At 50.1% G+C, this 13,636-nt stretch carries 13 protein-coding genes and 1 pseudogene; 8 read left to right on the top strand and 6 right to left on the bottom strand.

The genetic code is table 11. From position 1 onward, the window contains the following. Positions 1–215 precede the first annotated feature (215 nt). The 5 genes from BZJ21_RS11715 (at position 216) to cspE (BZJ21_RS11695) (ending at position 5,499) form a co-directional block, all read left to right on the top strand. On the top strand, positions 216–1,232 hold the full coding sequence (locus BZJ21_RS11715) for a sugar-binding transcriptional regulator (protein ID WP_077460847.1): 1,017 nt from the start codon (positions 216–218) through the stop codon (positions 1,230–1,232). A gap of 180 nt (positions 1,233–1,412) precedes the next feature. Then, on the top strand, positions 1,413–2,363 hold the full coding sequence (gene tal, locus BZJ21_RS11710; RefSeq protein WP_077660599.1) for a transaldolase: 951 nt from the start codon (positions 1,413–1,415) through the stop codon (positions 2,361–2,363). 98 nt (positions 2,364–2,461) lie between these two features. Next, positions 2,462–4,456, top strand: a complete 1,995-nt coding sequence (gene tkt / locus BZJ21_RS11705; protein ID WP_077669864.1) for a transketolase — start codon at positions 2,462–2,464, stop codon at positions 4,454–4,456. A gap of 279 nt (positions 4,457–4,735) precedes the next feature. Further along, a complete protein-coding gene (gene cspE / locus BZJ21_RS11700) occupies positions 4,736–4,948 on the top strand; it encodes a transcription antiterminator/RNA stability regulator CspE (protein WP_077460844.1) in 213 nt (70 codons plus the stop codon). A gap of 338 nt (positions 4,949–5,286) precedes the next feature. Further along, positions 5,287–5,499 carry a transcription antiterminator/RNA stability regulator CspE gene (gene cspE, locus BZJ21_RS11695; protein WP_021023787.1) on the top strand — a complete coding sequence of 71 codons (213 nt, stop codon included), beginning with the start codon at positions 5,287–5,289 and terminating at the stop codon, positions 5,497–5,499. 226 nt (positions 5,500–5,725) lie between these two features. Here the strand turns inward: cspE (BZJ21_RS11695) and BZJ21_RS11690 are convergent, their stop codons facing one another. The 6 genes from BZJ21_RS11690 to BZJ21_RS11665 are packed head-to-tail and all read right to left on the bottom strand — an operon-like array spanning position 5,726 to position 10,601. Continuing rightward, positions 5,726–6,898: a tetratricopeptide repeat protein gene (locus tag BZJ21_RS11690; RefSeq protein ID WP_021023788.1), complete on the bottom strand. Its 1,173-nt coding sequence runs from the start codon at positions 6,896–6,898 to the stop codon at positions 5,726–5,728. Further along, positions 6,898–7,530, bottom strand: coding sequence for an energy transducer TonB (locus BZJ21_RS11685; protein WP_077669863.1), 633 nt, complete (start codon positions 7,528–7,530; stop codon positions 6,898–6,900). The genes BZJ21_RS11690 and BZJ21_RS11685 overlap by 1 nt, the downstream gene beginning before the upstream one ends. Continuing rightward, positions 7,527–7,934, bottom strand: coding sequence for an ExbD/TolR family protein (locus BZJ21_RS11680; protein ID WP_021023790.1), 408 nt, complete (start codon positions 7,932–7,934; stop codon positions 7,527–7,529). Before BZJ21_RS11680 ends, BZJ21_RS11685 begins: the two co-directional genes overlap by 4 nt. Beyond that, positions 7,934–8,482 carry a MotA/TolQ/ExbB proton channel family protein gene (locus tag BZJ21_RS11675; RefSeq protein ID WP_077669862.1) on the bottom strand — a complete coding sequence of 183 codons (549 nt, stop codon included), beginning with the start codon at positions 8,480–8,482 and terminating at the stop codon, positions 7,934–7,936. Before BZJ21_RS11675 ends, BZJ21_RS11680 begins: the two co-directional genes overlap by 1 nt. Continuing rightward, on the bottom strand, positions 8,479–9,828 hold the full coding sequence (locus tag BZJ21_RS11670; protein WP_077669861.1) for a MotA/TolQ/ExbB proton channel family protein: 1,350 nt from the start codon (positions 9,826–9,828) through the stop codon (positions 8,479–8,481). The genes BZJ21_RS11675 and BZJ21_RS11670 overlap by 4 nt, the downstream gene beginning before the upstream one ends. Further along, a complete protein-coding gene (locus BZJ21_RS11665; RefSeq protein ID WP_101494588.1) occupies positions 9,825–10,601 on the bottom strand; it encodes a DUF3450 domain-containing protein in 777 nt (258 codons plus the stop codon). The genes BZJ21_RS11670 and BZJ21_RS11665 overlap by 4 nt, the downstream gene beginning before the upstream one ends. A 224-nt stretch (positions 10,602–10,825) precedes the next feature. Here BZJ21_RS11665 and BZJ21_RS11660 point away from each other — a divergent pair, with 224 nt between their 5' ends. The 3 genes and pseudogenes from BZJ21_RS11660 to BZJ21_RS11650 form a co-directional block, all read left to right on the top strand. Beyond that, positions 10,826–11,092, top strand: coding sequence for a type II toxin-antitoxin system TacA family antitoxin (locus tag BZJ21_RS11660; protein ID WP_021023794.1), 267 nt, complete (start codon positions 10,826–10,828; stop codon positions 11,090–11,092). Further along, positions 11,083–11,589 carry a GNAT family N-acetyltransferase gene (locus BZJ21_RS11655; protein WP_021023795.1) on the top strand — a complete coding sequence of 169 codons (507 nt, stop codon included), beginning with the start codon at positions 11,083–11,085 and terminating at the stop codon, positions 11,587–11,589. The genes BZJ21_RS11660 and BZJ21_RS11655 overlap by 10 nt, the downstream gene beginning before the upstream one ends. 871 nt (positions 11,590–12,460) lie before the next feature. Further along, positions 12,461–13,540, top strand: a pseudogene (locus tag BZJ21_RS11650) (DNA phosphorothioation-associated putative methyltransferase); the annotation flags it as partial. Positions 13,541–13,636: the final 96 nt, after the last annotated feature.

Below are 13,636 nucleotides of genomic sequence, written 5' to 3'. Positions count from 1 at the left end.
CTTTTTCAAACAGAGCACACCACGCATTCTCGTTTGCTCGCGATTTCAACGATATTCTCGTCAATCGATAACCGAGCACCGTAACAGCTTATGAACATTGGTATCGCGACAGAACATTTGTTCGTTTTGTATAACAGGCGTATACTGGTAAGCATTGCATTCATCGTGCCTTTAAACGCAACCTAAGGTACCGTTCAGTCGCGAGACCATCGAGCATGAGCATATCAACGCCCCCTGATCACTATCACGAAGACACCGACTTATTAACTGAAATCGCCATTTTGTACTATCAACAAAGCGCGACTCAGGAAGAAATTGCTCGCAAATATAAAATCAGTCGCCCCAAAGTAAGCCGTCTTTTACGTAAAGCACGCGAAGAAGGTATTGTGGAAATCACGGTCAAATTCCATCCCGTACACAGTGCCCAGCTCGAACAGCGATTGATGGCCAGGTTTAACCTTAAACGCGCCTTAATTTCACTCGACCAACCGAGCGCCGAAGAACAACGTACACAAGTCGCGACCTTGGTATCCTCTTATCTTGACGGTAACCTTAACGATGGCATGGTGGTTGCGGTGGGCCAAGGTCAAAATGTCGCAGCGGTCGCCGATCACCCGGGGGTTGTCTCGCATCGTCAAGCCCGGTTTGTTTGCGCAATAGGCGGCACACACCGCAGCGGTGACGCGTTTAATGCCGATCATATCTGTCGACGATTAGCCAAAAAGTTTGGGGGGAGCAGTGAAACCCTATACGCCCCAGCGTATGTGGATAATGAGTCGATTCAACAGGTGTTCGTGTCCCATCCGAATATCAGTGAAACCTTGAACCAGGCCAGAAAAGCAGAGTTTGCACTGGTCGGCATTGGCGATATGGATGAGAATAGTCATATGGTCAAATTGGGTTGCTTTACCGCACGCGAGTTTGTTGAAGCACGGGTGAATCATGGTATTGTCGGAGACATCGGCGGTTTTGATTTCTTCCGACTTGACGGACAACCCACGGATAACCTGATGCGTGGTCGTGTGGTTGGACTGGCGATGCCAGATTTGGCACGTATTCCGAGTGTTATTGCCATGGCGAGCGAGAGCCGCAAAGCCTTATCGATACTCGGTGCGCTGAGAACGGGCGTTATCGATGTACTCGCGACCAGTGCAAGCTGCGCAATGGCCCTGCTGAATATGTCGGAGCCTGCACCTGATGAAAGCGTGTTCACATTTCAACAGGATGAGTAAATTCGTGACAAAAGAGTGAGACGTAACTCTCTTTATATCGCAATACAATTGACAAGTGGCGTAAAAAACTCAAAGATCGTCACATCATTTGCTCAGACGCGTTGCATCTGTTCATATTCAGATCAAGCGTTAGCACGTAACTCGGCGTCTGGGCCTACCACGTAAAGAAGGTGAGTGAAGATGAGCAACAAACTGGACCAACTCCGAGCCCTAACCACCGTTGTCGCAGACACAGGCGATATCGAAGCGATTAAAAAGTACCAACCGCAAGACGCAACCACCAACCCTTCGCTGATCCTGAAAGCCGCGCAAATCAAAGAGTATGCGCCATTGATTGATGAAGCGATTGCGTATGCGAAATCACACAGCAGTGATGCCGACCAACAAGTCGCCGATACCTGTGACCGCCTCGCAGTGAACATTGGTAAAGAGATTCTTAATGTCATTCCTGGTCGCATCTCCACAGAAGTCGATGCCCGTTTATCCTATGACACCGACGCAAGCGTTGCTAAAGCACGTAAACTGATCAGCATGTACAACGAAGCAGGGATCAGCAACGATCGTATCCTGATCAAACTGGCTTCAACCTGGGAAGGCATTCGTGCCGCTGAAATCCTGGAAAAAGAAGGGATCAATTGTAACCTGACGCTATTATTTTCGTTCGCACAAGCGCGTGCCTGCGCAGAAGCCGGCGCTTACCTGATTTCACCGTTTGTTGGCCGTATTATGGATTGGTACAAAGCCAAAGAAGGCCGTGATTTTGAGCCTGCAGAAGACCCAGGCGTGAAGTCCGTTACCACCATTTATAACTACTACAAAGCACACGGCTACGACACCGTTGTGATGGGCGCAAGCTTCCGCAATGCCGGTGAGATCCTAGAATTAGCCGGCTGTGACCGCCTCACGATCAGCCCACAATTGTTGCAAGAGCTAAGCGATGCTGAAGGCGATATTCCTGTGAAGCTAAAAGACACAGGCGCCACCGAGCAACGCCCAGCAGCAATGACCCATGCGGAATTCTTGTGGGAACACAACCAAGATCCGATGGCCATCGAAAAACTTGCTGAAGGCATCCGAAACTTCGCGGTCGATCAAGGTAAACTTGAAGACATGATTCGCGAACAACTGTGATCCAACCCAAAGCGTGATTTAACACAATAAAAGCGGTTTAGGCCGCTTTTATGATATCGTTTTCTCTTATTTCACCTGTTCAACCTGTAGGTAAACACATGGAACGCAAAATGTTAGCCAACGCCATCCGCGCCCTTGCGATGGACGGTGTTCAAAAAGCCAAATCTGGTCACCCAGGCGCCCCAATGGGCATGGCCGATATCGCCGAAGTATTGTGGCGTGACCACATGAATCATAACCCGCAAAACCCAGATTGGGCTAACCGTGATCGCTTTGTGCTCTCAAACGGCCACGGCTCAATGCTGATCTATTCATTGTTGCACCTGACTGGCTACGATCTTGCTATCGACGATCTGAAGCAATTCCGTCAATTGCACTCGAATACCCCAGGCCACCCTGAATATGGCTATGCACCGGGTATTGAAACCACCACTGGCCCACTCGGCCAAGGGATTACCAACGCCGTCGGTATGGCCGTTGCTGAAAAAGCACTGGCAGCACAATTTAACCGTGACGGTCACAACATCGTCGATCACCACACCTACGCATTCTTGGGTGATGGCTGCTTGATGGAAGGCATCTCTCACGAATCGTGCTCACTGGCGGGCACGCTAGGTCTCGGTAAATTGATCGCATTCTGGGATGACAACGGCATCTCAATCGACGGTCACGTTGAGGGTTGGTTCTCTGACGACACCGCTAAGCGTTTTGAATCTTACGGTTGGCATGTGATCCCCGCTGTCGATGGCCACGATGCGGATGCGATTCAAGCTGCATTGAGCGCTGCGAAAGCCGAAACCGGCAAACCGACGCTGATCTGCACCAAAACCACCATCGGTTATGGCTCGCCAAATAAATCAGGCAGCCACGATTGTCACGGCGCGCCGCTGGGTGATGACGAAGTACAAGCCGCACGTGAATTCCTAGGTTGGGAACACGCGCCTTTCGAGATCCCACAAGACATCTATGCACAGTGGGACGCCAAAGAAGCCGGCGCAGCTAAAGAAGCAGCTTGGAACGAGCAGTTTGCCGCATATCAAGCACAATACCCTGAGCTTGCCGCCGAGTTTACCCGTCGTATGAACGGTGAACTGCCAAGCAACTGGGACAGCGAAACTCAAAAACTGATTGCGGATCTGCAAGCCAATCCAGCTAAGATCGCATCACGTAAAGCGTCGCAAAACGTCTTAGAAGCGTTCGGCAAACTGCTACCAGAACTGCTCGGTGGCTCAGCCGACTTGGCACCGTCTAACTTGACCATGTGGTCAGGCTCGAAAGCGATCACCGCAGACGACGCGAGCGGCAACTACCTGCACTATGGTGTGCGCGAGTTCGGGATGACCGCCATCATCAACGGTATTGCCCTGCACGGCGGGTTTGTTCCTTACGGGGCGACCTTCCTGATTTTCATGGAGTATGCACGTAATGCCATGCGCATGGCGGCACTGATGAAAACGCAGAACATTCAGGTTTACACCCACGACTCAATTGGCTTGGGTGAAGATGGCCCAACTCACCAGCCGGTCGAGCAAATGGCTAACCTGCGCCAAACGCCGAACATGAGCACCTGGCGCCCTTGTGACCAAGTCGAATCGGCAGTAGCGTGGAAAGCCGCGGTAGAGCGTAAAGACGGCCCAAGTGCGCTGATCTTCTCGCGTCAAGGCCTGGCTCAGCAAGCGCGCGACGAGACCCAACTGGCGAACGTTGCCAAAGGCGGTTATATCCTCAAAGACTGTGCAGGCAAACCTGACCTGATCTTTATTGCGACTGGCTCTGAAGTAGAGCTGGCTGTTGAATCAGCTGCTCAGCTAAGCGAAGCAGGCAAACAAGTCCGTGTGGTCTCTATGCCAAGCACTGACTTGTTTGATAAGCAAGACGCCGCTTATCGCGAGTCGGTATTGCCATCAGACGTCACCGCTCGTATTGCCATTGAAGCGGGTATTGCTGACTACTGGTACAAGTACGTTGGCCTAGACGGTCGCGTCGTCGGGATGACCACCTTCGGTGAATCCGCGCCCGCTGACGAGCTGTTCAAAATGTTCGGCTTCACGGTTGAAAACGTGGTTAACACTGCAGAAGAGCTGCTGTCTTAACAGCACACTGATTGCACGTTAACCCTGCTAAGGCCAGTCAACGATGACTGGCCTTTTTTTTGTCCAAATGAACATCATCGCTTTACAAGTGAACAGATTGCTGTACGGTGGTCACAGCTCTGGAACACGGAGCGTCAATGATTCATCAAGTAAAAGGCAACATAAGCTGCACTATTATCTGTATTATAGAGTTTCTAACGTTACCCGCTTTCGCTTCTAGACATGTCATCGACTCCGTTCAAAGCTATCCTAATTTTTGTAATTTAAGAGAGAATGATTATGTCTAATCAAGCAACTGGTATCGTCAAATGGTTTAACGAAGAAAAAGGGTTTGGTTTTATCACCCGCGAAAATGGCGAAAAGGACGTGTTTGTCCACTTCCGCGCTATCGTTGGTGACGGTTTTAAAACCCTGACTGAAGGTCAACAAGTTAACTTCACCGTTGAACAAGGCCAAAAAGGCCCACAGGCCTCTGAAGTTTCTGTCGCATAAGAAATCAGACCTGATTGATAAGGGGCGCTTAGGCGTCCTTTTTTTTCATCTCAATTTGGCTATCCTACCGAATCACAAGCAAAAATTGCTTTGTTTTCCCCGCAAACATAGAGCACCTGAAAATTAAATATCATAAAGGCTTTACATGTGGGTGGATTGCTGTATTGTGGTGTCAGCTCTGGAACACGGAGCGTCAATGATTCATCAAGTAAAAGTCAACATAAGCTGCGCTATTATCAATATTATAGAGTTTCTAACGTTACCTACTTTCGCTTCTAGACATGTCATCGACTCCGTTCAAAGCTATCCTATTTTTAGTAATTTAAGAGAGAATGATTATGTCTAATCAAGCAACTGGTATCGTAAAGTGGTTTAACGAAGAGAAAGGTTTCGGTTTCATTACTCGTGACAACGGTGAAAAGGACGTGTTTGTACACTTCCGTGCTATCGTTGGTGACGGTTTCAAAACCCTAACTGAAGGCCAACGTGTGAACTTCACCGTTGAGCAAGGCCAAAAAGGCCCACAGGCGTCTGACGTTTCTGTAGCATAAGAAACCGAGTCTGATTGATAAAGGGCGCCTAGGCGTCCTTTTTTTGTGTCTATGATTCGGGAATAGCCCGTATATCGACACAAAACCAAAAAGCCCCAGCCATTTGGCATACTGCCTGGCTGGGGCTTTTTGTTAGTTAGCGTTGTTTTTTCACTTGGTATTATAATCGCCTCGCATCATTATCGCTTCACCCGTGAACGCTTGGCCGCTTAGCTTTGCTGCATTTTTAGCTCTTCTGCATTTGTTGACGCTTTTTCAAAAAGGTCAGCCAGCTTTCTACTGCATCATCCGGCGCAATCTGTTTGGCAAGACGCGCTTGTTTCAGTGCCTGCTCATACTGCTTCAGCTTGTAGTGAGCTTGGACTTTTGCCAACGCAATATCTTTGTCCGAGGCGCCTTTATCAGCATGCTCAAGCGAAGTAAGCGCTTGCTGATACTCACCTTGTTGGATCTGCATTAACGCGAGTTGCCAGTGGTATTGGCTGTCTTTTTTCACCGCCTGTTTCCATGCCCCGATCGCTTGTGGCCATTCCCGAGCCTGCTGCCAAAGGCTTGCCTGTTGCGCCAGCGTTTGCGCATCTTGCTCTGAGGCGGGTAAACGTTTTAGCCATTGCGCCGCACGCTCTGGTACGCCCTCATTGGCATAGAGCTGGGCAACCGTACGCTGTTCGCTTGGCTCAAGGGTAATACCTTGGCGCTGCGCCAGTAAGTAAGTGCTAATTGCCTCTTTTGGCTGTTGCAATCGCACATAGTTTCCGGCCAGTTGCCGCCACCACTGCTTATTGTCAGGCTCACGCTTAATCAACGCTTTCAGCGTCGGTGTGGCACCACGCCATTGCTCAAGCTGAAGCTGAGCCCCTAATTTAAGTGATAAGGCCGATACACTGGCAGTGCTTGTGACCACATCTTGATAATCGGGATACGCCTTTAATACCTGGCTCCACTGTTCACGCTGATAATGTGCCTGCATAATGCGCAGCCACACATCTTCACTTTGATCCGCCTTTTCTTTGGGGATCGCGCGAGCCAACGGGTAGTAATATTGCAGCGCCGACGCATACTGGCCATCGATCAGCAATAAATCGGCTAACATGCGCTTGGTTTGCCACGCTTGTGCATCTTGCAGCTGCTCACTGTCCACCGCACGCTGAATATGCACAATGGCTTGGTCATTATTGCCATATTGCCAATAAAACACCCCTAATGAGCGATCCACAAACGCTTTGTCATACGCCCGACTGACACTCAAATTATCGAGCAGCGCAATGGCTTCACCCAGTTTTGCATCTTGCTCAAGGGTTTGTGCTTTTTCAATCGCGCGTGCCACCGATGGCGAAAGCTGCGCGGCAGCAGGCACCGACATCAATAGCAACGCGCCAATAAATAGTCTTTTCCACATCAGCGTAAATTAAACTCCAATTTGACCTGTTGCCCGGGTTGCGCCACCGCATTACCGTCGACCACTTTCGGCTCGTATTTCCACTTCCGTAGGGCACGTAATGCCTCACGTTCAAACACACGCGGTGGATTGGCATCGACCACTGTTAAATCTTGCGGGCGACCCGATGGAGCAATGGTAAAACGCACCACCACATAGCCTTCTAAGTTTCGGCGCATCGCACGCGGCGGGTAATTGGGCTCCACCCGGAACAATGGCATCGCTTGTTGGTTATTGGGGCCGGTATTCAGATTTAGCTCACCCAATGAAGGCGCTTGTACCATCACCCCTTGGATCCCACTTTGCAGATCCAAATTAGGCATATCAGGCTGTGGTGATGAGGTAGACTGCGATTGCGTCTGCGTCACCGGCGTGGGTGTGTCAGGCACTTCGGGCGGTTTAGGCCGCTCTGGCACAGTCCGCTGGCGACGCTGCACCTCGGTATCCGGCTCTTGCATAAAAATATCGATGCGCGTTGACGACGATGTTTCCTGCGGACGTTGACTGCTATGACCTACCATCAATGCCATCAACATAAAAAGCCCTAAGGTAAACACCAACGCCACCGGCATTGAAATCAACCATCGCTTCATTGCGGTGACTCCGTTGCCAACGCAATACTGCCAATACCCGCCCCTTTTGCCGCATCCATCACCTTGACGACCGTGCCATTGTACGCCAGTTCATCAGCCTGAATCACCAAAGACGCATCCGGTTTATCCAGCAATAAGTGCTCTAGCGTGGCTTCAACACGCTCAACATCCACGAGACGTTTATCGATATAGATCTCGTTAGAGGCCGTCACCGCAATAAATATACCGGCCTCTTTCTGGCTGGTGGCGTGACTCGCTTCTGGACGGTTCACTTCAACGCCTGACTCGCGCACAAATGAGCTGGTGACAATAAAAAAGATCAACATGATGAACACAATGTCCAACATGGAGGTTAAATCAACTTGCGCTTCTTCGCGCTGTTTTTGGGCTCGAATCAATCGCATTACTGACTCCGAAGCGCCTGCTCGAGCGCAATTTCGCGGCGCTGACAGGCTTTAACTAAACGAGCATGGGCAAACATCCCAGCTAAGGCCGCAACCATTCCCGCCATGGTGGGTAAGGTTGCCATGGAGATCCCTGATGCCATCAAACGTGGGTCGCTAGTGCCTTGACTTGCCATCACATCAAACACAGAGATCATACCGGTCACCGTGCCAAGCAATCCGAGCATCGGGCAAATCGCCACCAAGGCTTTAATAAATCCTAAATAGCGCCCCAACTCATGCTGGGCTTGAAACAAGACCCCTTGACGAATGGCTCGGGCATACCAAGAGCGCTGATCGGCGCGCGCCTGCCAAGCACGCACCCATGCATCACGTTGTGCGGGAAAGCGAGAGAACAAATACAACAGCCGTTCAATCACCAACAACCAACACACAAACACGACCGCCCCGAGCCACCACAACACCGGGCCACCTTCCGCCATAAAGTGGCGCAAGGTGCTCCCCAAGTCTTGCTGATTCAGCTGTGAGAATAACTCGACGTCTATCATGCCGTTGGTCCGATTGCCGCCTGATTGTCTGTGGTTTCCGCTTGCTCGGCGACTAAACTAATGCTTTGTTTTTCGAGCATGCCGCGAATATGGTCCGCCTGCCCGCTGAGAATATTATGCGCCAACAGCAAGGGAATCGCCGCAATCAGACCCAATACCGTGGTCACCAGGGCCATTGAGATCCCATCGGCCATGACTTTCGGATCACCATTACCAAACTGGGTGATCACCTGGAAGGTTTCGATCATCCCTGTCACCGTCCCCAACAGGCCTAGCATAGGGGCAAGCGCCGCCAAGAGTTTGAGCATCGACAGGCCTTTTTCACAGCCGTGCTGCTCATCGACCACCGCTTCAAGTAAGCGTAACTCGAGCGATTCGACATCACGCTGGGGCGCATCGTGATAGACCTTAAGCACACGGCCAAGCGGGTTATCTTCGGGGGTGTCTGGGTGCTTCAATTGGCGATGCATTTTGGCATGAATCGACAGCAACACTGCCCCGCGGTATAGCGCAATGAGCAAGCCGACGGCCAACAAGGTGGCAATCACTTTGGCAACAAAGCCGCCTTGTGCGAAGCGATCGCCCAGGCTCGGCGCATTTTCTAGCTGGCCGAGCAACGTGCCACGGGCCGGATCAATCAGTACCGTCTCACCCACTGAAGACACCGCTTGCTCAAGGGTTGACGTGGTTAACGTATTGTCCGGTTGGGCGCGATACGGCACGGCGACTTGGCGATCGGCTTGCCAATTTAGGTAACCTTGATCATTCACTAAGCCGACGTTGCCCACACGCACCACCGCTTGCTCCGATGCCACACCTTGCGCATTCACTACCGGTAACGACACGGTTTGCAGCTCACCGCTGGTTTGCATTTGGGTCAGCATCCCTTGCCATAGAGCATTGAGCTGCTTGAGTGATGGCAATGTATCGGCTGCGACAATATCCGAGACGGTTTGATTAAATGCCGGCTGAGTGATCGCCACATAGCTGGACACGCCATCGGTTTGAATGGTTTTACTCGCTTGGCGCACCACGCCAAATAGCTCACCTAAACTGCCCGACTCTAAGCGAAGTTTGTCTTCCAACGACGCCAATTGCTGCTCGTTGTCACTAAAAGTATCACTGAGTTTTTCGGTTTCCGTCTCCAGCGCATTCCGGGTTGCCTTGAGCTCATCACGCTTTTGGCGCAGCTCTCGTTCCGTCATCGCAAATTGTGCTTCACGCGCTTGGTTGTGCTCACGTGCCTGCTGCTGAGCTTGCTCAGTTTGTCCGACCAAATCATCAGCGTGAGTCAAAGGGGCAACCGCGACCAAACAGGCGGCGGCAATCAGGGTTTTCCAGCTCATGATTTCACCCCTTGGTTGGCACTTAATGGCAACGATAACAACGACGGGGCCACTTGTTTTTGTGCCACCGCAAAGGCCTTATCCACCGCTTCACCGGCGCTAGCATCTAGCTCGACCCAGGTTTCATCGCGGGTGCTCCACACCCAATGCTGCTGACCATCGAGGCGACGCGCCACCAGCGACACACGGCCCAGATGCAAGACATCCACTTGATGATCGCGGCCGTTAAGCACAATGGTATCTTGGTAGGCATCGAGTTTGCTGCCGTAATCACGCTCTATCTGATATGCCTCAAGAATACGACGGAATTTTTCTGAGTCCGCCACATCGGCGCGGCCCATCATCGCCTTCAGTTTTTCAACACGTGCTTGGCGTTGATCGGCTTTGAGCGGAATGTCGTTAGCAAGCCACTGCTCAAGCCCTCCGAGCATGCGATACATCAACGGCACAATGCCTTGACGCGTCTCTTTGATCTCGGTGATTTGATCGCGCAGGCTTTGTGCTTCTGCCTGTTGGTTGCTGACTAAGTTTTGTAAGTGATCACGGTAGATTTCGAGGTTACTGATTTGCGCCTGGATTTGTTCAATTTCTTGGCGCATGGCTAAACTGCTGTCCGCGCGGCGGTTAATACGAGATTGCGACTGAGCCGCTTCTTGGGTGGTGTTACCCTCGATGGCTTGCGCCTGTTCGAGCTGATCCGCACTAGCAACGGGCGTCAGCGCCAAACAAGCGGCCACTCCCCAAGCAAGGCGAAAAGAAGACGATTTTATCATGGTGATATCTGCAAACATGCTTAATGACAGGGCTTTCGCCCCAAACAAAAGTGAGAATAGTTTCTATTTGCGTGTAATGTACCGAGTTTGGCGGAAAAGATCTAGCCTAGCAGTAAAGGAGCTCGGAGAATATTGCGGCTTATCCGTAAATGACAACGTATATCTATTGACTATATACAAAAACCATTTAGAGTGTATATTAAATAGATACACAGGATGGTGTTATGGCTACAAAAACAGCGCCAATCAACATGCGGGTACAGCCATCGGTAAGAGACATTATCGATGCTGCGGCAAGTTTGAAAAAAGTCGATAGAACCGTATTCATTCAGCAAGCAGCGCTTAATGAAGCGCATAGCATACTGGCCGAACAACGGGATTTTGTCCTTGAAGCAAAGGCGTTTGAAGCTTTCGACAACGAACTTCGTGCAGAGCCGCGAGCGCTTGAAGGCGTGAAGGATCTGTTCAATAGGAAAGCGCCTTGGGAATAAGTGCCCCCACACTACTGACTGATGAGCACCAGATTAATGCCTTTCAATGTGGCATTGAAGCACTCGATACATGGTTAAGAAAACAGGCGTTAAAGAGCCAAAAGCGCGGAACCGCGAGAGTGTATGTTGCCAATGACACAGCAGCCCACCAAGTGATTGGGTACTATGCCATTGCCATGGGTTCAGTATCGAGAGAGCACGCATTTAGCTCACTACGGAGAAATAGCCCTGACCCGATTCCTATGGTGATTTTAGCAAGGCTTGGGGTGGATAACGCCTATCAAGGTCAAGGCATTGCAGCCGGTCTTTTAAAAGATTGTATCATTCGCTCAATACAAGCAATGAACGCTGTTGGTGGCGCGGGCATTTTAGTTCATGCCATTGATACCAGTGCGCAAACGTTCTACAAAAAATTTGGCTTCAAAGAGTCAACGTTTGACCCTTTAGTACTCATGGCACGCATCTGTGATATCGAAAAATCATTGTCCATAGACTGAGGTGATGACTCGCTGCCATGATTCAAACTCCTTATGCATTGTCACGCCAGAGAGTAGGAACGAGTGATCAATACGCTGTTTTTTCCGAGGTGTTTTCTCTCGTTCCCACGCTCCTGCGTGGGAATGCATACCTCGCTACCACTCACGACAAACCGCCAGCAGCCCCGACGCGCCCTCGTAATCTCTGGCACTCGAATAACGCCAGTGAGCTGCTTCATCAACATAGCCCATCGATGTTGCCATTGGCGTAGATGACACAAGCCCTGGTACTATGTCAACAATAATGCACTATCCCGCCTGGGCGCCTGCCACGATCGACGTCAATATTTGGCTTCGATGCCGGATGGCACCACGGCTATCCGCGCGTGTGATTCTTTATTCAACGCACTTCACAGTTTAGCCAGCGCTAACCCAAGAGTGACAACAAATCTATCCATAAGTCTGGTCTATTCAGTAGAATACACCTCCATGATTTTTGACTGGCGGACAATTCGGTGGGTTACAAAATAGTTCGACTGACCGAACTCATGACGTATGGATTTGGGTAACCGTTCAGCACTTACCGCTAGAGCTAATCAATCTGGCAGTGGCCGGCGGATCGGTTGGTTGGTTGGTTGGTTGGTTGCAGTCACAGTGCGCATGCCGTAATCAATATCGAAGACACTTATGTATCCGAGCAGGTAAAACCTGACCGTTCGAATGAGTCGCCACCACTATCCTGATACCAGGGGCAATGAGATAACTGGCGCAATCCGATCACTTAGAGTAAAAATAAGAAGAGAGAAAAAAGGCAGGATCAGGTAATCGGAATAAACCGAAATGAGAGATCGCAATCACCAAAATACGCAATATGAAGGGCTTATTGGTTAAGATGAACTTTATAACATTTAAACAACTTATCAAACAAGTTCACGTAGGAAAACAACTTCCCGACTCGGTATACCTGCACCGAGATGCAATGAGTGAACTTCCTCCCGCTCTAAAAAAATTCGTACCGGCAGTTGCTCAAGCAGTAAACTTACCGGACAACCAATGGAATCTAATTAAGCTGTATAAAAAGGAATTCCGTTTATCGTTACTGCACTACCCAACCTTTTATACTGATTCCTATCCAGCGTTAGAGCAGAGCCTAAATGTAGATCTGAGCAAGCTGAGCCATAAAGTGACTTGTTACCGCTCTTCAGAAAATCCACCGATCCTTCATCGAAAAGAAACGATGATTCTACCGAGCAGTGATCATTTTGAGCTCTTTACCGCGCTGACTAATGAAGGCGAGGAGGCGGGCCTATACGAGAACCCCCGCACTATTGGCTTCAAACAGTCGTGGTTAAACCTGATCAAAAAAAAAGGATACCGATTAGTCGATGGGAGGTTACTGAAAAACGATCTGGATACATCGCGTGATACTCCACAAGAGCCCGGGATAGATCGCTACAAAACCGCCATTGTACGTCATGAGCTATCAGGACCAATGAAGACATTGGCTAAACAAGGTTACCTAGATGGACGGTTTTCTATTTTCGACTACGGGTGTGGCCGAGGAGATGACCTAAGAGAGCTTGAAGCGCATGGGCTCGATGTGTTGGGCTGGGACCCGGTTTTCTCGCCTGATAACGATAAAGTTAATTCAGACATTGTGAACTTGGGGTTTGTCCTAAATGTTATCGAAGACCAAGATGAGCGCCTTGAAGCACTATTGAGCGCTTGGGAGTTCGCAAACAAAGTACTGGTAGTTTCTATCATGCTGGCTAATGATTCGTACATCGCGCAGTTCCAGCCCTATAAGGATGGGGTGATTACGTCGAGAAACACATTCCAAAAATACTACGCACAGTCAGAATTCAAAGGATACCTAGAACGTTCTTTGCAAGAAGATGCTATTGCTGTTGCACCGGGCATCTTCTACGTATTCAAAGATAAGCTAGAAGAACAACGTTACCTCCAAAGTAAGGTAAGCGGTTAATAAACCCCACATACCCATAAGACACGGGCTTTGCCATAGTACCTTTTTGAGCGGAGGTACCATGAAACAAGCACAAAAACGCGC

This window comes from Salinivibrio costicola subsp. alcaliphilus, assembly GCF_001996185.1.
In the GTDB taxonomy this organism is placed as follows: Bacteria; Pseudomonadota; Gammaproteobacteria; order Enterobacterales; family Vibrionaceae; genus Salinivibrio; species Salinivibrio costicola.
This window is presented reverse-complemented; position numbering and strand designations above follow the sequence as displayed.

Coding starts and splice junctions, on each gene's coding strand:
- tal (WP_077660599.1), top strand. CDS start 1,413: ATGAGCAACAAACTGGACCAACTCCGAGCCCTAACCACCGTTGTCGCA.
- tkt (WP_077669864.1), top strand. CDS start 2,462: ATGGAACGCAAAATGTTAGCCAACGCCATCCGCGCCCTTGCGATGGAC.
- BZJ21_RS11715 (WP_077460847.1), top strand. CDS start 216: ATGAGCATATCAACGCCCCCTGATCACTATCACGAAGACACCGACTTA.
- cspE (WP_021023787.1), top strand. CDS start 5,287: ATGTCTAATCAAGCAACTGGTATCGTAAAGTGGTTTAACGAAGAGAAA.
- cspE (WP_077460844.1), top strand. CDS start 4,736: ATGTCTAATCAAGCAACTGGTATCGTCAAATGGTTTAACGAAGAAAAA.
- BZJ21_RS11680 (WP_021023790.1), bottom strand. CDS start 7,934: ATGCGATTGATTCGAGCCCAAAAACAGCGCGAAGAAGCGCAAGTTGAT.
- BZJ21_RS11665 (WP_101494588.1), bottom strand. CDS start 10,601: ATGATAAAATCGTCTTCTTTTCGCCTTGCTTGGGGAGTGGCCGCTTGT.
- BZJ21_RS11690 (WP_021023788.1), bottom strand. CDS start 6,898: ATGTGGAAAAGACTATTTATTGGCGCGTTGCTATTGATGTCGGTGCCT.
- BZJ21_RS11670 (WP_077669861.1), bottom strand. CDS start 9,828: ATGAGCTGGAAAACCCTGATTGCCGCCGCCTGTTTGGTCGCGGTTGCC.
- BZJ21_RS11675 (WP_077669862.1), bottom strand. CDS start 8,482: ATGATAGACGTCGAGTTATTCTCACAGCTGAATCAGCAAGACTTGGGG.
- BZJ21_RS11685 (WP_077669863.1), bottom strand. CDS start 7,530: ATGAAGCGATGGTTGATTTCAATGCCGGTGGCGTTGGTGTTTACCTTA.
- BZJ21_RS11660 (WP_021023794.1), top strand. CDS start 10,826: ATGGCTACAAAAACAGCGCCAATCAACATGCGGGTACAGCCATCGGTA.